The organism is Alkalimonas collagenimarina (genome assembly GCF_030717845.1).
Classification (GTDB): domain Bacteria; phylum Pseudomonadota; class Gammaproteobacteria; order Enterobacterales; family Alteromonadaceae; genus Alkalimonas; species Alkalimonas collagenimarina.
Genome location: NZ_JAUZVZ010000003.1, coordinates 1 through 21,301, shown reverse-complemented (window position 1 = coordinate 21,301; position 21,301 = coordinate 1). Strand labels below are relative to the sequence as shown.

Annotated in this window: 19 protein-coding genes; 8 read left to right on the top strand and 11 right to left on the bottom strand. The window is 50.6% G+C overall.

Features of this window, described 5'->3' with window-relative positions; translation table 11 throughout:
• Position 1: 1 nt before the first annotated feature.
• The 4 genes from dtd to Q3O60_RS02450 all read left to right on the top strand — a co-directional run bounded on the left by dtd (position 2) and on the right by Q3O60_RS02450 (position 2,934).
• Positions 2 to 448 carry a D-aminoacyl-tRNA deacylase gene (gene dtd, locus Q3O60_RS02465; RefSeq protein ID WP_305892321.1) on the top strand — a complete coding sequence of 149 codons (447 nt, stop codon included), beginning with the start codon at positions 2 to 4 and terminating at the stop codon, positions 446 to 448.
• Positions 449 to 1,360, top strand: coding sequence for a bifunctional GNAT family N-acetyltransferase/hotdog fold thioesterase (locus Q3O60_RS02460; protein ID WP_305892320.1), 912 nt, complete (start codon positions 449 to 451; stop codon positions 1,358 to 1,360).
• A complete protein-coding gene (locus Q3O60_RS02455; RefSeq protein ID WP_305892319.1) occupies positions 1,357 to 2,157 on the top strand; it encodes a Rossmann-fold NAD(P)-binding domain-containing protein in 801 nt (266 codons plus the stop codon). Before Q3O60_RS02460 ends, Q3O60_RS02455 begins: the two co-directional genes overlap by 4 nt.
• A 162-nt stretch (positions 2,158 to 2,319) precedes the next feature.
• A complete protein-coding gene (locus tag Q3O60_RS02450) occupies positions 2,320 to 2,934 on the top strand; it encodes a PDDEXK family nuclease (RefSeq protein WP_305892318.1) in 615 nt (204 codons plus the stop codon).
• Between the two features lie 29 nt (positions 2,935 to 2,963).
• Here the strand turns inward: Q3O60_RS02450 and Q3O60_RS02445 are convergent, their stop codons facing one another.
• From Q3O60_RS02445 to hutC, 4 genes are all read right to left on the bottom strand, one after another.
• Positions 2,964 to 4,991: a methyl-accepting chemotaxis protein gene (locus Q3O60_RS02445; protein WP_305892317.1), complete on the bottom strand. Its 2,028-nt coding sequence runs from the start codon at positions 4,989 to 4,991 to the stop codon at positions 2,964 to 2,966.
• 141 nt (positions 4,992 to 5,132) lie between these two features.
• Positions 5,133 to 6,668 carry a histidine ammonia-lyase gene (hutH, locus tag Q3O60_RS02440; RefSeq protein ID WP_305892316.1) on the bottom strand — a complete coding sequence of 512 codons (1,536 nt, stop codon included), beginning with the start codon at positions 6,666 to 6,668 and terminating at the stop codon, positions 5,133 to 5,135.
• A gap of 3 nt (positions 6,669 to 6,671) precedes the next feature.
• Positions 6,672 to 8,360, bottom strand: coding sequence for a urocanate hydratase (gene hutU, locus Q3O60_RS02435; RefSeq protein ID WP_305892315.1), 1,689 nt, complete (start codon positions 8,358 to 8,360; stop codon positions 6,672 to 6,674).
• A gap of 9 nt (positions 8,361 to 8,369) precedes the next feature.
• A complete protein-coding gene (gene hutC / locus Q3O60_RS02430; RefSeq protein WP_305892314.1) occupies positions 8,370 to 9,089 on the bottom strand; it encodes a histidine utilization transcriptional repressor HutC in 720 nt (239 codons plus the stop codon).
• Between the two features lie 112 nt (positions 9,090 to 9,201).
• Here hutC and hutI point away from each other — a divergent pair, with 112 nt between their 5' ends.
• Together hutI and Q3O60_RS02420 are read left to right on the top strand one after the other, a co-directional pair.
• Positions 9,202 to 10,422 carry an imidazolonepropionase gene (hutI, locus tag Q3O60_RS02425; RefSeq protein WP_305892313.1) on the top strand — a complete coding sequence of 407 codons (1,221 nt, stop codon included), beginning with the start codon at positions 9,202 to 9,204 and terminating at the stop codon, positions 10,420 to 10,422.
• 66 nt (positions 10,423 to 10,488) lie between these two features.
• Positions 10,489 to 12,027: a putative bifunctional diguanylate cyclase/phosphodiesterase gene (locus Q3O60_RS02420; protein ID WP_305892312.1), complete on the top strand. Its 1,539-nt coding sequence runs from the start codon at positions 10,489 to 10,491 to the stop codon at positions 12,025 to 12,027.
• Here Q3O60_RS02420 and Q3O60_RS02415 read toward each other — a convergent pair.
• Both Q3O60_RS02415 and rraA read right to left on the bottom strand, forming a co-directional pair.
• Positions 11,972 to 13,054 (bottom strand): formimidoylglutamase, encoded by a 1,083-nt coding sequence (locus Q3O60_RS02415; RefSeq protein WP_305892311.1) that lies wholly within the window; start codon positions 13,052 to 13,054, stop codon positions 11,972 to 11,974. The two genes, Q3O60_RS02420 and Q3O60_RS02415, sit on opposite strands and share 56 nt — an antisense overlap.
• Before the next feature lie 5 nt (positions 13,055 to 13,059).
• Complete coding sequence (gene rraA / locus Q3O60_RS02410) at positions 13,060 to 13,545, bottom strand: ribonuclease E activity regulator RraA (RefSeq protein ID WP_305892310.1); 486 nt, start codon at positions 13,543 to 13,545, stop codon at positions 13,060 to 13,062.
• Positions 13,546 to 13,782: 237 nt separating this feature from the next.
• On the opposite strand from rraA, the gene Q3O60_RS02405 reads away from it, so the two are divergent.
• Positions 13,783 to 15,657: a methyl-accepting chemotaxis protein gene (locus Q3O60_RS02405; protein ID WP_305892309.1), complete on the top strand. Its 1,875-nt coding sequence runs from the start codon at positions 13,783 to 13,785 to the stop codon at positions 15,655 to 15,657.
• Here the strand turns inward: Q3O60_RS02405 and Q3O60_RS02400 are convergent.
• The 5 genes from Q3O60_RS02400 to priA all read right to left on the bottom strand — a co-directional run bounded on the left by Q3O60_RS02400 (position 15,647) and on the right by priA (position 20,805).
• Complete coding sequence (locus Q3O60_RS02400) at positions 15,647 to 16,012, bottom strand: gamma-butyrobetaine hydroxylase family protein (RefSeq protein WP_305892308.1); 366 nt, start codon at positions 16,010 to 16,012, stop codon at positions 15,647 to 15,649. The genes Q3O60_RS02405 and Q3O60_RS02400 overlap by 11 nt on opposite strands.
• 25 nt (positions 16,013 to 16,037) lie before the next feature.
• A complete protein-coding gene (gene hslU, locus Q3O60_RS02395; protein ID WP_305892307.1) occupies positions 16,038 to 17,369 on the bottom strand; it encodes an ATP-dependent protease ATPase subunit HslU in 1,332 nt (443 codons plus the stop codon).
• Positions 17,370 to 17,381: 12 nt separating this feature from the next.
• The gene (gene hslV / locus Q3O60_RS02390) at positions 17,382 to 17,900 is read right to left on the bottom strand and encodes an ATP-dependent protease subunit HslV (protein ID WP_305892306.1); all 519 of its coding nucleotides are present in this window, start codon (positions 17,898 to 17,900) and stop codon (positions 17,382 to 17,384) included.
• A 56-nt stretch (positions 17,901 to 17,956) separates the two neighbouring features.
• Positions 17,957 to 18,487 carry an SPOR domain-containing protein gene (locus tag Q3O60_RS02385; protein WP_305892305.1) on the bottom strand — a complete coding sequence of 177 codons (531 nt, stop codon included), beginning with the start codon at positions 18,485 to 18,487 and terminating at the stop codon, positions 17,957 to 17,959.
• A gap of 140 nt (positions 18,488 to 18,627) precedes the next feature.
• Positions 18,628 to 20,805: a primosomal protein N' gene (priA, locus tag Q3O60_RS02380; RefSeq protein WP_305892304.1), complete on the bottom strand. Its 2,178-nt coding sequence runs from the start codon at positions 20,803 to 20,805 to the stop codon at positions 18,628 to 18,630.
• A gap of 247 nt (positions 20,806 to 21,052) precedes the next feature.
• On the opposite strand from priA, the gene rpmE reads away from it, so the two are divergent.
• Positions 21,053 to 21,265 carry a 50S ribosomal protein L31 gene (rpmE, locus tag Q3O60_RS02375; protein WP_305892303.1) on the top strand — a complete coding sequence of 71 codons (213 nt, stop codon included), beginning with the start codon at positions 21,053 to 21,055 and terminating at the stop codon, positions 21,263 to 21,265.
• Positions 21,266 to 21,301 lie beyond the last annotated feature (36 nt).

Genomic DNA, 21,301 nt, shown 5'->3' with positions numbered 1-21,301 from the left:
AGTGAAAGCATTATTACAACGTGTCAGCTCAGCGGCTGTAAGGGTGAATGGCGAGGAGATAAGTCGCATTAACTCGGGCTTGCTGGTGCTGTTAGGTGTTGAGCAGCAGGATAGTGAGCTGGCGGCAGCAGTGCTGGCGGATAAAGTCTGTAAATACCGTTTGTTTGCCGATGAAGCAGGGAAAATGAATCTGAATGTACAGCAAGTCAAAGGCCAGTTGTTGGTGGTTTCACAATTTACGCTGGCCGCCGATACGGATTCAGGTTTACGACCAAGCTTTACCCCTGCAGCGGCACCTGAGCTGGCACAGCGGCTGTATCAGCATTTCATCCATCGCTGTCAGGAGCATCATCTGGAAGTCGCAAGCGGGCGTTTTGCCGCTGATATGCAGGTTGAGCTGGTCAACGACGGCCCGGTGACGTTTTTATTGCAAGCGGGTGCTCGGTAAGTGGCGGCTTTTAAAATCATCAGCCCAAGTACTCCAGCAGAGTGGCAACACTATTATCAATTTCGCTGGCAACAACTTCGAGCGCCCTGGCAGCAACCACTTGGCTCTGAACAAGATGAGCTGGAAAGCAGTGCTATCCATCGTATGATACTCGATGAGCAGCAACAGATTGTGGCGGTGGGCCGTGTGCACCAATTGGACTCTCAGTGTGCCCAGATCCGTTATATGGCGGTTGCGGAAGCGTGGCAAGGGCAACGGCTTGGCCAGCGATTGCTGCATGCTCTTGAGCAAGATGCATTCAAGCTCGGCTGCAGCACAGTGGTGTTGAATGCTCGTGAATCTGCGTTGGGCTTTTATCAGAGACAGGGGTATTGCGAGCTAGCTGCTGCGCCTACCCAGTTTGGTATTGTGCACCTACGCATGCAAAAAAGATTGCGGCTATTCGGCTCGGCGGAACAATGGCAGCTTTGGTGCCAGCAATTGCAGCAGAGCTGGCATCAACAAATCCCGTTGAGTGACTTTATGCAGCTTGAGATTGGTCAGTTTGATGGGACTGAATTGCGTTGTACTGCGCCTTTAGATCCCAATATCAATCTGCACGGTACCATGTTTGCGGGCAGTATCTACAGTCTGGCGACTTTGACCGGATGGGGCCTGCTGCACCTGCAATTGCAAGCGCTTGAGCTTGACGCTGATCTGGTGCTGGCGGACGCCACTATTCGTTACTTAAGACCGGTTAAACTCCATCCTCAGGCTCGTTGCTCGCTGTTGAATGCGAAAGGAGATTTATCGGCGTTGCAGCGCAACCGCAATGCCAGTCAGCATCATACCGTTGAGATATACAGTGGCGATAAAGTTGCTGCGGTATTTGAAGGGCATTACAAAGCTTTAGTGAAAGGGCAGCGCACATGAAAGTCATACTGGTGGGAGTGGGATGGCTTGGCCAGCAACTGCTAGACCCTTTGAAGTCTGATGGTCACCGCGTGCTGGCGACCCGGCAATCAGCTGAAGGGCTGGCGAGCTTGCCGCCTGATGTTCAGGGAGGAGTGCTTCGCTTACCTCAGGAGCAGGCATCCACAGCAGCATTAAACGCCATGTTTAAAGGGGCGGTCGTCATTTGCTCGGTGCCACCAGGGTGGCGAAAGTTGCAGGGACAAGGTTACCTTGCCAGTTTAACCTCCTTGGCTGAGCTCATGGACACTGCAGGCAGTCTGGCTTGTATTCACTTAAGTTCCACCGGTGTGTATCAGGGGCTGGATGGCGAGGTGACCGAAAAGAGTTCGCTGCAACTTAGTGACGCCAAAGCTGACTTATTGTTTCAGGGGGAACAACGGCTACGTCAGAGCATCTCCTGCTGCACCTTGCGACTGGGTGGGTTAATAGGGCCTGATCGGCATCCGGGGAAATTTTTGGCTGGCCGTTTGCTATCTGACCCTGCAGGGGCGGTGAATATGGTGCATAGCACCGATGTTATTGCTGCCATACGGCTCATACTACAGCAGCAAAGCTGGCCAGCTGTGTTTAATCTCTGCTGCCCTGAGCACGTTTCCCGTCAGCATTTCTATCAACAGGCAGCTGCGGCTTTAGCTTTGGCTGCACCGATCCCCGCCGAGAATAGCCAGACTTCTCGTCGAGTCATTGCCACATCCATTTGCCAGCAACTCGGGTTTAGTTATCATTATGCCTCGGCATTGGAAGCCGTCACTTGAACGGCTACCGATTGATTATTTTATCGTCAGTTTTGATGTGATGAGCTATTTTATCGGATTAGTCGTGCCTTTATCCTGATTTTATCAGGCTTTTGTCAGGACATGCATCCCCTTACTACGCATACTACTCGACATAGTTTTGCAACTCAGGGTTGAGTTCTTATGCGTAGCCAATGGTTATTATTATCCACCATCAGTACTTTACTCGGTATTGGTTCTGGTGCCTTATTTTTGCTTTTTTCAGAGCACTCCATCCTGTTTGCACAACCAGAGCTGACCTTGAGTCAGTTTTGGTCCACTTTCCTGTTGTGGGCGTTTATCCTGCTGTTTGTATCGGCCCTGATGTTTAATTTGATCGCATTTATCGAACTGGATTCTGGCAACTCTTGGTTGGCGCTACCAAAACGATTTAGACGAGGTCAGGACCGTTTCGAGCAGCAGGAATTTTTTTTCACTCGCCTGAAACAATATTTCCAGCAGCATGGTGAGGTAGAGCTTGCTACTAACGATGATAGTGAAGTGTTATTTTGGTACAACGGGCGAGGCAAAACCTTAGTTTACTTCCATCCAGATGCAGATTGCATGGTCAGTATGGAGTGCTTACGTGAACGTTTCCAGCAGATGCTGAGTACGGATTGTGACCGTGGCATTATTATCAGCTTCCAGGGCTTTACCAGCCAAGAGCGCATCTTTGCTCGTGAGGCTGGAATTGAGCTGATCGAGCATCATGCTAACCAAAATGATCCTGTGTTCAGCAGTCAGTTTGCATTGAACTGATGCTGCTGAACTCTCCTGTAAGCCGACACCTAGCTCTTGAGTCTGAATGCAGCGCTGGCTTGCTCCAACTCATTGGCTAGTCGGGTCACATCCTGACTGTGTGCTTGGGTACTGTCTGCTTTGTCTGAGCTGGTATGGGCCAGCTGAACCACCACCTCCATAGATTGATTAATTTGCTCACCTTGTTGTAATTGAACCGCAGTCGCTTCCGCAATGCTGGCATTAATACTATGCATTTGGGTAATGGCGCGGTTAATGTGCTGCAATGCGGTTAAAAGATGCTGATTCTCCTGCACGCATTGACTGGCATCATCATTGCCTTGTTGCACTGCTTTCACTGCCGTGGAGGCTACTTTTTGCAGTGCCTCAATCATCTGCTGAATATCATTCGTGGCTTGCTGAGTGCGGCCAGCCAGCGTTCTGACTTCATCAGCGACCACTGCGAAGCCACGACCTTGTTCGCCAGCTCTGGCTGCTTCTATCGCTGCATTAAGTGCCAGTAGATTGGTTTGTTCAGCAATGCTGCCGATGGTATCGAGAATGGTGCCGATTTGCTCTGTTTGTTGGTGCACCTGCTGCATCAGTTGGTCGATGCCATTCAGTTGACTAGCCAGATGCTCAATCCGTTGATTGTTTTGCGAGGATAGCTCATGCACTTTATCATTATGTTGCATGCCTTGATTCATCTCTTGCAACGCTTGTTCAGCTTGCGTGGTGATGTGTTGGCTTTGTTCACTGAGCTGGTGCGTACTTGAGTTGATGCTGGCGATACGATCGGTTTGCTGCAGCAGGGATTGTCGAATGTCATCGATATCATGGCCAGAGAGCTGGGCACTTTGTGTCAGTTCAGTGGAGTAACTTTGTATACGTTGGACCAGCCCACTAAGTGCTTCAACCAGTCGATTGACATTCGCTGCCAGAGTCCCAAACTCATCTTGACGTTGGATGGTTAAGCGTGGGCTTAAATCGCCCCGGGCCATAATGCTAAGTGCTTCATTGATCTTTGCCAGAGGTTGCAACATAGCGCGGATGGTGACCCAGGCTATCGCAGTTGCTAGTACCACCAGCACCAGCAGAATAATACCATTTCTGATATTGCCGGATTGAATGGTCCGGCTGACGGTTTGTTGCAACAAGCTGACTTGTTCATCCGCTGCAGCGGCTGTTTGTTGCAAAGCGGACATGACTGCTTCAAACTCTTGTTCGGCTGATGCCAACTGGTGGCGGGCATTTTGTTGTAAGGTCAAGCGTTGTTGTTGCAGATTAAGTAAGGTTTGCTCGACCGTGAGGGCTTGCTCCACTGCGGCCAGTTGCTGTTGAAAATCTTGCCAAAGGCCATCGGTATTGATGGTTTCAACCAATTGGTCCAGATAGTCGATATTGACTTGCATATCACTAAAGACAAAAAGAATGTTCTCTTCGCTGCGTTGCAGTTGATCGATATCGGTGGCATTGGCTACTTCTCGTAAAGTATTGATCAATCCGAGAAGCTGGCCATCGATTCTTCCTGCCGTGCCTTCGATCAGTTCCAGCGCCTCGGTCTGTGGAATATTCATGTAAGACAAATCCAGCAGTACCGCGCCCAAGGCATCTAAATCTTGCTCTAGCTGGTTAAAAGTATTCTGCACCTGCTGTTGGCTACTTTCCACCTGAAGCCGGTTTTGAAACATGCGTTGAGCGGATTGTTGGTACTGTTCGCGCTGTTGGGAGGCACGTTGCAAGGACTGTTGCATCTGTTCATGACCTGCAGTGAGCCGCAAGCCTTGGGTTAATAATTGTTGCAGCTGTGAATCGTTGTCTTGGAAGCTTTGCTGATGATGCTGGATCTGAGCTGGTTGTTCGGTGGCAAAGCCTTGTGCACTGGCATTGGCCATCCGGAGTAAGCGAATTTGTGCTTGATTGCTCAGTTGCTGTGTCGGTATAGCAAGCTCATTGACGTTGCGATTCGATTGTTCAATAGAGACAAAGCTAAAAAACGCTGAACTGCTTGCGATCACCAGCAATAAAACGATTAGGCCAAACCCAAGAATAATACGGTGTGCAATAGTAAGCGTCATAGTTATAGTCTCAAGCAAGCTGGTTCTTTTAATTATAGTTTGCTTAGAAAATAACAAATGTAGAGCAACTGGTCTAGCCAGATTTGGTGGGACAGCATATTTAGCTGAGTACGCCAGTGTGAACTGGCGTACTCAGGCGAATTAACAGCTGACTAAGCTGTTGGCAGGAATTAACGGTGTTAGCTGACCTTCGGCCAGTAGTTGCGCCGTGGCTTTGATATCAGGTGCAAAGTAGCGATCTTCAGCATAAAAAGCGACCTGAGCTCGCAAGATCTGACGTGCATGCTCAAGTGGTGGTGTGCTTTTCAGTGGAGCTCTAAAATCGAGCCCTTGCACTGCGGCTAAATATTCCACCGCGAGAACACCGCGGGTGTTGTTCGCCATCTGGGTGAGTCGTCTTGCCGCAAAGGTCGCCATTGAGACATGATCTTCCTGGTTGGCGGAGGTAGGTAAGCTATCGACACTGGCGGGGTGGGCCAGTGATTTGTTTTCAGAGGCCAGTGCCGCCGAAGTGACTTGAGCAATCATAAAGCCGCTGTTGACGCCACCATTGTTGACTAAAAACGCGGGCAGTTTGCTTAGGCTGGCATCAATCAACAGAGCCATACGGCGTTCAGACAGGGCACCAATCTCTGCAATCGCCAATGCTAAGTTATCAGCGGCCATAGCAACGGGTTCGGCGTGGAAATTACCACCCGATAAAATATCGCCTTCCTCGGCAAACACCAGCGGATTATCGGTGACACCATTGGCTTCGGTTTGCAGCACATCAGCAGCCTGGCGGATCTGCGTTAAGCAAGCACCCATCACCTGAGGCTGACAGCGCAAACTGTAGGGATCTTGCACCTTTTCACAATCCTGATGCGATGCGCCTAATTCAGAGCTGTCTTGCAATAAGTGCCGGTAAATAGCGGCGGCATCGATTTGGCCGCGTTGGCCGCGAATGGCATGAATCCGTGCATCGAAAGGGGCTCGGCTGCCAAGGGCAGCCTCGACACTTAGGGCACCGATGACGCTGGCTGCTGCGTAGAGATCTTCGGCATAAAATAACCCTTCAAGAGCTAATGCGGTGGAGACCTGAGTGCCGTTTAACAGTGCCAGGCCTTCTTTAGCAGCCAAAGTAACCGGAGTTAAGCCAGCCAAGGCCAGCGCTTCTTGTGCCGGATAGATTTTACCTTGATAACGAACTTCGCCTTCGCCAATCAGCGGTAGCACCATGTGAGCCAGCGGGGCCAAATCACCAGAAGCGCCGACAGAACCTTGCGCAGGAATGCAGGGGTACAACCCGTGATTGACCATGGCGATCATGGCATCAATGATTTCTGGGCGAATACCAGAATAGCCACGTGCCAGTGAGTTGATTTTTAGGATCATGATCAATCGTACGGATTGATCATGCATTAAATCGCCATAGCCCGCGGCGTGGGATAACACGATGGAGCGCTGCAATAGCTCCAGTTGATCCGGCGCAATTTTGGTGTTGGCTAACAGGCCAAAGCCGGTATTGATGCCATAGACGGTTTTGCCAGTAGCGACGACATCAGCCACTGTTTTGGCCGAGGTATTGATGGCTTGGTAGGCGCCAGAGTCCAGCTCAAGGGATTGCTCCGTTTGCCACAGTTGGCGCAATTGGCTCAGGCTTAACTGGCCTGGTGTTAAGGTAAATACTGTACTCATGGCTTACTCCGTAATGGTCGGTTGGTCCAACATAGGTAAATCCAGGCCTTGTTGGCGGGCGCAGTCTTTGGCAATGTCATAACCGGCATCGGCATGACGCATGACACCGGTACCCGGGTCGTTCCACAAGACTCGCCCCAGCCGTTTTGCTGCTGCCTCGGTGCCGTCGGCAACGATAACCACGCCCGAATGCTGGCTGTAGCCCATACCGACTCCACCACCATGGTGCAATGACACCCAACTGGCACCACCGGCCGTGTTTAGTAAGGCATTCAAGAGCGGCCAGTCTGAAACGGCATCAGAACCATCCAGCATGGCTTCGGTTTCACGATTGGGGCTGGCCACAGATCCAGAATCCAGATGGTCACGACCGATGACGATAGGAGCGCTTAATTCGCCACTTTTCACCATCTCATTAAATGCCAGCGCAATGCGGGCCCGATCTTTTAAACCGATCCAACAAATACGGGCTGGTAAGCCCTGAAAATGAATTTTTTCTCTGGCCATATCCAGCCAGTGGTGCAAATGTGGGTGATCCGGAATCAGCTCTTTGACCTTTTGGTCGGTTTTGTAGATATCTTCCGGGTCACCAGATAAAGCAACCCAGCGGAAGGGGCCAACGCCTTCACAAAACAGAGGGCGGATATAAGCCGGCACAAAGCCTGGGTAATCAAAGGCATTTTGTACGCCTCCGTCTTTAGCCATTTGCCGGATGTTATTGCCGTAATCGACGGCCACTGCCCCCTTCGTTTGCATATCCAGCGTCGCTTGCACCTGCACCGCCATCGATTGTTTCGCTGCTTTGACCACGGTTTGTGGATCCTGCTGTCGCATATCGGCTGCTTTAGCCATGCTCCAGCCTTGAGGTAAGTAGCCATTGAGTGGATCATGGGCAGAGGTCTGATCGGTAACGATATCAGGGATGATGTTGCGCTTTACCAGCTCAGCAAAGATATCAGCGGCATTGCCGAGCAAGCCAATTGAGGTTGGCTTGCTGCTCTGCTTGGCGGTTTCAAGCAACTCAAGCGCTTGATCGAGGTTGGTGGCTTTCACATCAACATAACCGGTACGCAAACGGAAATCGATACGGCTTTCATCGACTTCACAAGCAATCATATGAAAACCGGCCATGGTGCCAGCCAAAGGTTGAGCGCCGCCCATGCCACCTAAACCACCGGTGAGGATCCATTTATTGCTGGCATTACCGTTAAAGTGCTGCTTAGCCATGGCGACAAAGGTTTCATAGGTGCCTTGCACGATGCCCTGCGAGCCAATGTAAATCCAAGAGCCAGCGGTCATCTGGCCGTACATCATCAGACCTTTTTTATCCAGTTCGTTAAAGTGCTCCCAGTTAGCCCAGGCTGGTACCAAATTCGAGTTGGCAATCAGCACTCGGGGGGCATCAGGGTGTGTTGGAAAAACACCTACTGGTTTACCACTTTGCACCAGTAAAGTTTGGTCGTCTTCCAACCGGTCCAGTACCTCGATTATTTTATCAAAGCAGGCCCAATCGCGGGCGGCCCGGCCAATACCACCATACACCACCAAGGCTTGAGGATGCTCAGCAACATCGGGATCCAGATTATTCATCAACATGCGTTTGGCGGCTTCGGTTAACCAGCTTTTGGCGGTGATGGTGCTGCCATGTGGGGCGCGAATAACGCGCGCTGGATCGAAACGTGAGTCAGACATAGGATGCTCCTAACTGCGCTTTTCAAGCGCAAAATTTAAGTGACCACCCAGCCGGTAGCGACTACCTGGCGAGGTAAGATAAGCCAAACTCACGGCACCATCGCGACTAAAAGTGCGGCGGGTTAATCGTAAGCAGGCTTCTGGTTTTTTCAAGTGCAAATGCTGGCAAGTAAAATGATCAGGCAAGATCGCTTCGACGGTATGCTCAGCTTCGGTTAAGGGCGCGACCTGACTTAAATACAGGTGCGGCGTAATGTGAGAAAAGTCTTGCTGAATGTAATCTGGGATCTGCTGCGGGTTGACGTAGCGTGCTTCCAATTGCAGTGGTACTTGATCTTCGTAATGCACAATCAAGGAAAAAAACACTTGTTGCTGGTGCTTTAACCCCAAGGCAGACGCAATCACCGCAGGGCAAGGCAGTTCGGTCAATTGCAGCAACTGCGCGCTGTAGCTATGGCCCCGACTTTGGATTTCATCAGCAATGTTGCGAATTTCCAGCAAGGATGATTGTGATTTTAAGGCGGCGACAAAGCTGCCCACGCCCTGAGTGCGGTACAGAATGCCTTGCTCAGTCAGTTCTTGTAATGCCCGGCGTGCGGTCATCCGACTGACGGAAAATTGCTCGGCCAATTCATTTTCTGACGGCACACGACTGTGCTCCGGCCAGGCACCGATTTCAATTTGCGTCAGCATGTGTTCTTTAATTTCTGCGAATTTCGCCACAGCCATCTCGGTTGCTCCAACCATTGAGGATTCTTAATCGTAAAAATAACGGATTTTGGTTGTATATACAAGTTTTGTGGTACACTATTTTAAAGAAGGATAGCTACTGGAGTAAACCATGACTGACTTTGATGCGGTTTGGATCAATGCCCGTATTGCCACCATGCAAGCTAATCAAGCGCCTTATGGTGTGATAGAGCAGGGCGCATTGGCCAGCAAGGATGGCTATATCGTCTGGCTAGGCCCAGAGGCGCAATTACCCGCTTATGAAGCAGCGAAGACCCGGGTCTATGATGTGCAGGGGCAGTGGCTGTTACCGGGGTTGATCGATTGCCATACTCATTTGGTGTATGGAGGCAGCCGTGCGAATGAGTTTGAAATGCGCTTGCAGGGTGCCAGCTATCAGGCGATTGCTCAGGCTGGCGGCGGCATTCGCTCGACGGTGAAAGCCACACGCGAGGCTAGTGCTGAGGCGTTATTTGAACTGGCGAAAGCTCGGGTCAATACGTTGATGCAGCAAGGGGTGACCCGGCTGGAAATTAAGTCTGGTTATGGACTTGATCTGGCTAGCGAACGCAAAATGTTGCAGGTGGCCCGGCAATTGGCACAGCACTTTCCTCTACACATCCACACCACCTTTCTTGGCGCGCATGCGCTACCACCAGAGTTTGATGATGCTGATGCTTACATGGATTACCTTTGTCACACCATGCTGCCTACTTTGCATCAAGAGGGTTTGGTCGATGCGGTGGATGTGTTTTGTGAAGGCATTGGTTTTAGTGTTGCGCAAAGTAAACGCTTATTTCAGTGTGCGCAGCAGTTGGGGTTGCCGGTGAAAGCCCATGCGGAGCAGTTATCGAATTTAGGTGGTACTGCCTTGGTGGCTGAATTTGCTGGTTTATCCGCCGACCATATTGAATTTTTAGATGAAGCAGGCGTAAAGGCCATGGCGCAGGCTGGCACGGTTGCCGTGTTGTTGCCAGGTGCTTATTATTTCTTAAAAGAAACGCAGTTACCACCGATTGAGCTGCTGCGACAGTATCAAGTCCCTATGGCGGTGGCGACTGACTTGAATCCAGGCACTTCGCCATTGTGTAATTTGCCGTTAATGTTGAATATGGCCTGCACGCTGTTTGCACTCACCCCTGAAGAAGCCTTACTGGGAGTAACCCGACATGCGGCCAAAGCGTTAGGGGTCGATGATGCCGGTATGCTGGCGGTTGGGCTGCGTGCTGACTTTGGTTGTTATACGATGGTGCAACCGGCTGAATTGGCCTATCAACAAGGGGTGAACCCATTAACCCAACTGGTGATTGGGGGTAAAACGATTCCCTTTTAACTCACGCTTTACAATGTATATTTACACGCTATGCTAGGCAGACCAGATGTTCAGGATTTCGCGGTTATGCGGTACTTCATCGTTGCCTTGATGGCGCTAACAACACCTCCTGTCGTGGCTGCGAATGTCGTTGCCACGCCAAACTGGCTGTTGTGGTTGCCACTTAGTTTGGTCGCCGTCATTGTGGTATTGATATGGCGTATACGTAGTTTACAGCATCGCTTAGATCAGCAGATTACAGCACCTGTGGAACAAAAGTGGCTGCATGATGAAAGTACCGGTTACCCGAATAAACAATTGCTGCGCATACAGTTGCAACCACTGTTGCAACATAGCGAAGATCGTCATTACGCGCTGTTGCTATTTAAAGTCACTCAGTTTGAAAGTATTAATGAAGCGCTTGGTTACCAGCATAGCAATATTCTGCTGGCTCAACTGGCCCATCGCATCAATCAGCGCTTGCAAGATCATGACGCCTTACTGTGCCTCGAATGGCGAGAGGACAAGCCGGTTCGGTTGTGTCATCTGGGAGGGGTAGACTTTGTCGCCTGGGCAGACATCACCGAGCAGCCTTATTTGGCCGAACAACTCACCAGAGAGATAGAGCAGACAGTCGTGCAACCACTGGTATTGCACAGTTGTGCGATGGATTACCAATTGGTTAGTGGTATTGCCTATTACCCAGAGCATGGCAGCCAATTGAATGAATTACTGGATCGTGCTTACCAGGCTTTGCAGCATCACCGAGTGCAGTCCGATGCTGCGGTATTTGATCCGGCCTTATTGCATTATACCGATGAGAAGCTGCGACTGATGGCTGAATTGCGCCAGGCCATTGAGCAGAATGAACTGGTCTTGTACGTACAGCCGCAAATCGATTTAAAACAACGAAACTTGGTCGCCGCTGAGGTCTTGATCCGTTGGAAGCATCCTCGCTTAGGGATGCTGGCACCGGAAGATTTTCTGGCGTTGGCTGAGCAGTTGGGGGTGATTTATTCGCTGACTGAATGGGTGCTTGATCGGGCTATTGCTATGCTAGCTGAGCTGAAAGCCGACTTTCCAAAGATGAAAATAGCGGTGAATATTTCGTCGAAAGATTTGTTGCAGGATGAGCTGCTGGATACCATCAATCGTTTACTTCAGGAGTACGATGTTAAACCAGACCGGTTGGTGTTGGAGCTAACTGAGCGGGCTTTGACGGAGGACCCGGTGCAAGCCATCACCATGCTGCAACGTTTGAAAAACTTAGGTATTGAGCTAGCGCTGGATGATTTTGGTACTGGATTTTCATCGCTGTTTCATTTACGGCAACTTCCTATCAGTCATGTCAAAATTGATTGTAGTTTTATCAATCAACTGCACAAAAGCGATACCCATATGGCCATCACTGGCGCCATTATCGATATTGCCCGTAATCTTGAGCTGGGAGTGGTTGCCGAAGGCATTGAGGAATCATTGGTGGAGCAAAAGCTGATCCGCATGGGCTGCACGTTAGGACAAGGCTTTTTCTATTCGCGTCCATTTGAACTGAAAGGGTTACAACCCTGGCTTAACCAATGGCAGCATCAACATGGGAATCCACCAGCCCCGCCTTCGCTTGCATAAAGGCATCGCATAAAGCAGCCAACACCTGACCGCAGTGCTGCATGCCTGCCGCTTGCCCAGCTGGATGTCTGGCTGGGGCGGCTTCTGCTAAATGCAGATAGCGACTTCTGGGTAAAAAAGCCAGCTGATGCACGTACTGAGCGGCCTGATGCACCGAGACACCGACCGTGGTGAAGGCGCTGGCAGGCATTAACTCAATGCTGTCTGTATCTAGTTCAATACCTATGGACCCAGTAGAGTCAGCGACAAAGTCGATGCAGCGATCCAAGGCCTCTTGCCAGCTGATTTGTTGGCGGGTAAACATCGCTTGCAAGCTGATAAACTCAGCCCCGGCTTGTTGTAACTGGTCTATACTGGCTTGCGAGTTTTTCAGCTCATGCAACCCCAGCACAAAATAGTTGGCCAGCAGTTGCTGTTGCCATGCATAGCTAAACCCATTGCCACTGTGGCGGCCCTCTTGTGGCCGAAAGTCTGCATGTGGGTCGAGGTTAGCACAATGAATGGGTTGTTCGGTCGCAGCAGCTAAGGCTTTAATCAGTGGGTAGGCATTATTATGCCCGCCTCCTATTACGACTACATAGAAACCAGCCTGGAACAATTGAACCATCACATCCTCAACCCGTTGGTCCAGCTCGGTACAGAGCGCACGCAACTGCTGCAGTTGCTTCGGTTGGCTTACATCCAGATCGTTTGCTTGATGTTGCAAATCGTCACACTGTACGGTGCCAGCCATGAGCACGGGGCCAATTTTTTGGCTAAAGGCATTGGCTTGCAAGTTCAGCCAGACCGATAAAAAGGCTGACCAGCCCTGGTCGGCGCCGCCAAGCCCAAGATTGGCTCTGGGGCCAATGTCTTCCGGGATACCAAGCAAAGCCACCTTGCAGTGTTGCTGGCGGGCAGCCAACAACGCATCAGCGAGTGGCAAGTCCGCAGATAAAAACAGCAACTTTTCTGCCAGACGTTCTTCCTGCGGCCGTTTTTTCTGCCACAACTCAAGATCGGTTGGTTGATAACGATGCAAGCTCATGCCAATTACTCTATATCGAGTGGGTCTGGAGACAAAATAATGCCGGTATTATCAGCGTATAAATGATCATCGGGTAAAAAGGTGACGCCAGCAAAATTCACCGGCACATCCAATTCACCAAACCTTTTGTCATCGGCTCCGACCGGAATGGAATTCATGGCTTGAATGCCAATATCAAAGTCTTCCAGTGCATCCACATCACGAACGCTGCCATAACAAACGATACCTTCCCAACCCTGACTTGCAGCCAGAGCTGCTGTATCGGCATCAATGAGTGCACGTCGGGTAGAGCCGCCGCCATCAATCAACAGAACTTTGCCAATGCCTGACTCAGCCAGTACTTTACGGATGAGGCCATTGTCTTCAAAGCATTTGATGGTTCGCACCTGACCTCCAAAAGAATGACGACCTCCGAAGTTGCTAAACAAGGGTTCGACCACATCGATCATATCAGCATAGAGATCACATAACTCGGACGTGTTGTATTCCATCTGGTGCTCCTGGGAAATACGGTAGGGTGTGTTGACAGTATAACTGCCCTGTAGGGCAGCTCAAGTAGTTACTTCGCGTTTATTTTTTTAGGCATGCTAGATGGTTAGCGGAACTATTGGCGAGTGTATTTTCCAAGTTCGGGAATTTCATGGTTTTCTGATGAAACCAGCTGTATTTTTTTGAAGAGTGACTATGATTGTTAATGAAAACACGTTTATCTCAGGTGGATCAATCTCATGTTTCGACAATTTAGTATCAAGCAGCGGTTAATGATGAATGGGGTAGCTTTGGTAGCCGGTATGCTGATTATGCTCATGTTACTTTTCTATCAAAGTAATCAGTTGACCAGTCTGGCACAAGCGCAGGAAAGTGTGCAACGCCTCAATACCGACGTATTGATGTTTCGTCGCCATGAAAAAGATTTTTTGCTTCGATTTGAAGCACGTTATCTGGATCGAATGCAGCAGCATTATAGTGGTATGCAACAGTTAGCCAGCAGTTTGGATGCTCGCCTGCAGCGGCATGGTATTGATCGGGGAGCCTTGCAGGAGTTTAGTCGGCTGACCGAGCAGTATCAACGAAGCTTCAGTGCCTTAGTGCGGCAATATGAGTTCATGGGATTGACTCCAGAGCAAGGACTGCAAGGGGAACTACGTACCGCAGCACAGCAAATAGAGCGGATGATACAGCAACGCTCCGATGATCGCCTGATGGCGCTGTTGTTGCAACTGCGCCGGCATGAAAAAGATTTCTTACTGCGTCGAGATGCCGATTATTATCAGCGATTTTCTCAGGATATGCAGCAGCTGCAACGTTTTATTCAAACCGGTATTGTCGATGCTGGCAGTCGACAGCAGATAGAGCAGCTGAGCACTGATTACCAGAGCGCTTTTTCTAATCTGGTATCGGCTTATCAGCAGGCTGGGCTGGACCAAAACTCGGGCTTGCAGGGGGAGATGCGCAGTGCCATTCATGCCACCGAGCAGAGTTTGCAACAAATGACTGAAGCCACAGGAGAAGCCATTACTGCAGCGGTCAATCGTACGCAAAACCTTGCCATTGGTTTTTTTGTGTTTGTGTTGGCCTTGGTGCTCGGGTTGGTTTTTCTGACCAGTCGCAGCATATTGCAGCCAATTATGGCGGTTTGTCAGACGGTTGGTTTGATCCGGCGGGACAATGATTTTCGCCAGCGTATTGAGGAGCAAGGCCAGGATGAAATGACGGCGCTGGCAATGGATGTCAATGGCATGATTGGTGATTTTCAGGAGTTGGTGAATAACGTCAATCAGGCGCTGGAGATGCTGGATACCGCCACTCAACAACTGGCAAAGTCTACCAATGAAACCAGTGATGGCATGCAGTTGCAGCAACAGGAAAGCGATATGGTGGCGACAGCGGTGACAGAAATGGGCGCTACCATTAATGAAATCGCCAGCAATACTGAAAATACGGCCAGCCGGGCCAGCAGTACCAACGATAATGCCCAGCATGGTCAGCAGGAGGTAGAGCGAACCGTGCTAGGTATTCAGCAATTGTCGGCTGAATTGCAAGGAGCGACGTCAGTCGTAGAAGCCTTAGAGCAGGATGGCCATACTATAGGTTCGGTGTTGGATGTGATCCGAGGCATTGCCGAGCAAACCAACTTACTAGCGCTCAATGCTGCCATTGAAGCTGCGCGTGCGGGTGAGCAGGGGCGAGGCTTTGCCGTGGTGGCAGACGAGGTGCGTAATTTAGCGATGCGCACTCAGGAATCAACCCGGCAAATTGAAGACATCATTAGCGGCTTACAAGGCCGAACCCAGCAAATTGTGCAGGTGATGGTGAGTTGTCGTGAGAAGGGCTTATCCAGCGCTGACCAAGCACAGTTGGCGACCAATTTGTTACTGCAAATTACCGAGGATGTCAGCGGTATAATGGATATGACGACGCAAATTGCAGCAGCTATTGAAGAGCAAAGTCAGGTTGCCGCAGAAGTGAATCAAAATGTGGTGAAAATCCGTGATATTTCAGTAAATTCATACCAATTAGCACAGCATAATGCTGAAATAAGTGAAGAAGTTGCGATGCAGGCAGCGCGTTTGCACCAAACGGTGGATCGGTTTAAAGCTTGAGCCGTATCGGGATCTGTTGTTGTTGTGCCACGTTTTCTTGGTACTGTTGCCACAGTTCCTGATGATGTTGGCAAAGGTGATACAGATAGTGCGTGCTGAATATGCCGGTTTGGTGGCCATCATCAAACACGATCCGGACACCGTAGTGTCCGGTCGGTTCGATTGTGCTGATGCCGACTCCTGATTTATTTAACACCAGTTTCGGATTGCCATGACCCTGAACCTCAGCAGATGGTGAGTGCACCCGCAAAAACTCTGCGCTTAAGCAGCTTTCAGTGCCATCGGCAAAGCATATATCCAACTGCTTGCTTCGCTGATGGTAATGCAACCGGGTCAGTGCAGGTGCCGCGGCCATGGTCAGTCCTTATCAATAACCAGTTTTACAGAATAAAGCGACTCAGATCTTCATCTTGTACTAAAGCATCCAGATGTTTATCTACATAGGCGGCGTCAATAACCACGGTCTGGCCAGTATGATCGGCTGCTTCGTACGAGACTTCATCCAACAAGCGTTCCATCACGGTGTACAACCGACGTGCACCGATATTCTCGGTTTTTTCATTCACATGAAAAGCAGCATCAGCTAAACGTCGAATGCCATCCTGTTTAAACTCCAGCGAGACCCCTTCAGTGCCGAGCATAGCAATGCTTTGTTCGGTCAGGGATGCCTTCGGTTCTGTTAGCACGCGCTCAAAATCATCAGCCGTAAGAGCAGAGAGTTCGACCCGGATAGGTAGGCGACCTTGCAACTCAGGCACCAGATCGGAGGGCTTGCTCATCTGAAAGGCCCCTGAGGCGATAAATAAAATGTGATCGGTCTTGATCATGCCATGTTTGGTATTGACGGTGCAGCCTTCAATCAATGGCAGTAAGTCGCGTTGCACGCCTTCGCGTGAGACATCGGGGCCGCCACTGTCAGCACGTTTACAGATTTTATCCACTTCATCCAAAAATACGATACCGTGCTGTTCGACCAACTCGACGGCTTGCAGCTTTAATTCTTCTGGATTCACCAGTCGACTGGCTTCTTCTTCCACCAGCAGTTTAAAGGCATCTTTGATTTTCAGTTTGCGTTTTTTCTTGCGATCCGCGCCTAGGTTTTGGAACATGCTCTGTAATTGAGAGGTCATCTCTTCCATGCCCGGAGGGGTCATGATTTCAATGCCCATTTGCTGCTGTGCGACATCGATTTCAATCTCTTTATCGTCCAACTGCCCTTCGCGTAGTTTCTTGCGAAACACCTGACGGGTATTGCTGTCTTGCGCTGGTGCATCGTCTTTCCACTGATCGCGGCTACCGCTTGGCAGCAAGGCATCCAGAATGCGCTCTTCAGCGGCTTCTTCTGCCCGATATTTGTTCTTCGCTATCTCCTGCTCACGCAATAATTTTACTGCGCTGTCGGCCAAGTCGCGAATAATGCTCTCTACATCTTTGCCGACGTAACCCACCTCGGTAAACTTAGTGGCTTCTACCTTGATAAATGGCGCATTGGCCAACTTTGCTAATCGACGGGCAATTTCGGTTTTACCGACACCAGTCGGGCCAATCATCAGGATATTTTTGGGAGTGACCTCCTGACGCAGCGCTTCTGGTAACTGCATACGGCGCCAGCGGTTGCGTAAGGCAATAGCGACTGCGCGCTTGGCCTGATGTTGACCAATGATGTGCCGGTCCAGCTCATGGACAATTTCTCTCGGAGTCATATCTGACATAAGTTAACCTGCTTATAATTGTTCAATGGTGTGATGCTGATTGGTGAAAACACAGATATTGCCAGCGATGGTAAGGCTTTTTTCAACGATATCGACAGCATTAAGATCGGTATTTTCCAACAGAGCCGTCGCGGACGCCTGGGCAAAGGGCCCGCCGCTGCCAATGGCAATTAAGTCGTGTTCCGGCTGAATGACATCGCCATTACCGGTGATGATTAACGAGGAGGTGGCATCAGCAACAGCTAACAGTGCTTCCAGCTTGCGTAACATGCGGTCGGTGCGCCAGTCTTTCGCCAGCTCGACGGCGGCACGCATCAAATGACCCTGATGCATCTCCAACTTGGCTTCAAAACGCTCAAATAAGGTAAAAGCATCGGCGGTACCGCCGGCAAATCCAGCCAGAACCTGATCTTTATAAAGGCGGCGCACTTTACGCGCATTGCCTTTCATTACGGTATTGCCGAGAGAAACCTGGCCATCGCCGCCGAGTGCGACCTGGCCATTACGGCGGACAGAAACTATGGTTGTCATGGTAAGCCCTTATGACGATGAGATTGACTGGGATCTAAGGGCTTAGGTGGCGGTTTTCAAGTCCAGTTCCAGATCTGACAGGTGTTTATACCATTGCGACGTAAACGATTGCGATCAGCTTCTGCCTGGCGACGACTCTCATATGGGCCCAATACCACGCGGTACCAAACGCCATTGCTCCCCTCAGTACGACGGGTGATTGATGAGAAGCCAGCAAAGGCTATTTGAGCCCGCATGGCATCAGCCTGCTCTTCACTACGAAACGAAGCGCATTGCATCTGGAATGGCCCTTTAGCTTCCAGTTCAGGAACTTCGACCACGATCTGACGATTTTCCAGCTCCTCAATGTATTGATAAGGCTCTTGGGTAGGGCGCTCGGGCAGATCGTCCTTCACCACAGCAGGTACTGGCGCCGGCATCTGTTGTACTGGCGCTTGCTTATTCAGCGTCCACAAAAACCAAACAAACAGCAGTACCAACAACGCAGTCGCCACCATCAGCAACCATGGGAAAGGGGCTTTAGCCGGTGCTTTTTTGCGGCTAGTGGTTTTGGGGCGTGCTGTTTTTACATAATCACGTCTTGGCATGCTGTACAACGATATCTGAGTTAATTCGAACCGCTATTCTAGCTGGTTGTGCCGGCAAAGGACAATGCCGTTTGTCGTTTTGCCGAGGTATGCGGATGTTGCCGATTAGATTTTGCGCATTGATATGCGATTTTATGTACTCAAGCTAAATCAATGGGGTCAACATCCAACTGCCATCGTAGTTTGCGGCTGAGTGGCCAACGCTCAGCTTCAATAATTAGTTGTTGTAACAGCTGGTGCAGTGGTCGGCGTTGCTTGGCATAGCAATGCAATTGCCAGCGATACTTGCCGGCTTTGCGCTCAAGTGGCGCACGAATAGGCCCCAGTAACTGTATCTCCGGTGCCAGCTTTTGGGCGAGCTCAACCAGTTGCTGCAGCCATTGTTGGCCCACGTCATCTTGTAACGACTCGGTACGAAACAGTGCCAGCGATAAATAAGGCGGAAGCAGGGTTTGTTGCCGTTCTTCCAGTGCTAAGCGGGCAAAAGAGTCGTAACCATTGTGCAGAATATCCTGCAGCATGCTGTGCTCTGGATAACGGGTTTGCAACAGTACGCTGCCTGCATGTTGGGCCCTGCCGGCCCGGCCTGAGACCTGCGTGATCAACTGTGCCAATTGCTCTGGCGCCCGAAAGTCACTGCTGTACAAGGCACCGTCGACATCGACAATTACCACCAATGTCACCAATGGGAAGTGATGCCCTTTGGCCAGCATTTGGGTGCCGACAATCAATTGTGGCCCACCAGCGGCGATTTGTTGTAATGCCTGATCCAAACTACCTTTACGCCGGGTGCTGTCGCGGTCGAGTCGTACCAGCGGGTAATCGGCAAATAAAGGTTGTAACTGTTCTTCCAGTTGCTCGGTGCCCTGACCGAGCGCCACCAGCCGGGTGCTACCGCAATTGCCACATTGTTTCGGCACCGGGCGTATAGCCCCGCAGTGGTGGCATATCAGCTGGCGGCTTTGTTTATGCCAGGTCATGCTGGCATCGCAGCGATGGCAATCACTCAGCCAGCCGCATTCCTGACAGGTTAAGGCAGATGCATAGCCACGGCGATTCAGAAACAGCATCACCTGAAACCCTTGCTTAAGCGTATGGTGAATGCGCTGAATGCATTGCTCGGCCAGACCATAGCGCATGGTTTGCTGTTGCAGATTAATCAGTTCTAGTTTTGGCAGTTGTTGGCCGGTGGCGCGCGAGCTGAGCGTGAGCAGCTGAAAGCGGCCTTGCAAACTATTGTACAGGCTCTCAAGGCTGGGCGTGGCTGAGCCAAGTATCACCGGGCAGGTTTCCAGCGCAGCGCGTTTCACAGCCAAATCACGGGCATGGTAACGAAAGCCATCTTGTTGTTTTAGCGATGAATCATGCTCTTCATCAACAATAATCAGACCAAGCTTGCGAAAGCGTAAAAACAGTGCGGAGCGGGTGCCAATCACAATGGCTGCACTGCCGGTGGCCGCATGTTGCCAGCAATTCAGCCGCTCTGTATCGGTCAGCCCGGAGTGCCAGCTCAGCACGGGTACGGCAAAACGGTTGGCAAAGCGGGCCAGTGTTTGAGGCGTTAAGCCAATTTCAGGCACCAGTACTAATACTTGCTGGCCCTTTGCCAGTAGCGGTGAAATGCTTTGTAAGTACACCTCGGTTTTACCCGAGCCGGTAATGCCTTCCAGTAAAAAAGGTTGAAACTGGCCTTGCGACTGCACAATACGGCTGACCACCAGCGCCTGATCGGTGGTTAGTTTTAACCCGGTGTTGTGATCCGCTGCCGGCGTGTAAGGGGCAAAGGGCTTTTGCTGGCATCTGATCAGTGCTTTGTTCAGCAGCTGGTTTAAGGTGGTGCGTTCATGCTGTTGCAATAACGCTTTTTCGTCGATTGGGCCTTGTATCAGGTGTTGCCATAGCGCCAGTTGGCGGGCAGAGCGTTTGAAATCTGCTTCGCTGGCGCTTTGTCCATCTTCAGTTAACTCATAATAGCGTGATTGACAGTCGGGTAGGGGCTTGCCTTCCCGCAGCAAAGCCGGCAACGCAGCAATAAGCACTTCGCCAAGCGGATGATGGTAGTAATCGGCTGCAAAAGAGAGTAATTGGCACAGTCGCTCCGATAGCACAGGTGCTTCGTCCACAACGTGTAAAACGGACTTTAATGCATCGCTGGCAAAGGCATCGTCTGGCTGAATATGCCAGACCACACCGACCAGCTCACGTTTACCAAAAGGCACCTTAACCCGACAACCGATCTGAACCTGCAGCGGAGGGGGTAGCTGATAATCAAACGATTGGCGTAATGGCACCGGCAGTGCCACGCGGATCACAGTCACTGATAATACTCACATTTCTGGGCTATGGGTTTGCGGGTAGCACGTAGTTTATGACTTAGTGTATCGGTTGCTGCTACTGTATAGCAATACAAATACCAACCCAGCCAGTTTCCCGATCTAATTGATGTTTTTTTAGTTGCAAGCATAAACCAGAACGATTAAACTACGCGCCCTAATTGAACTGTAACTGCGTATGGTGCTCGGCGCAAAGCGACCAAGTGGCGATACGGCCTTAACGAGGTAATCCATGAAACCAGGAATTCACCCAGAATACCAAGAAATTACGGCAACCTGTACTTGCGGTAATTCTTTCAAAACCCGTTCAGCACTGTGCAAAGACATCCACTTGGATGTGTGCTCTGCTTGCCACCCGTTCTATACCGGTAAGCAAAAAGTACTGGACGTTGGTGGTCGTGTTGACCGCTTCAAGAAGCGTTTCAGCATGGGCAGCAAGCGTTAATCACGCCTGCTATCAGCAAAAAAAAGCACCTACGGG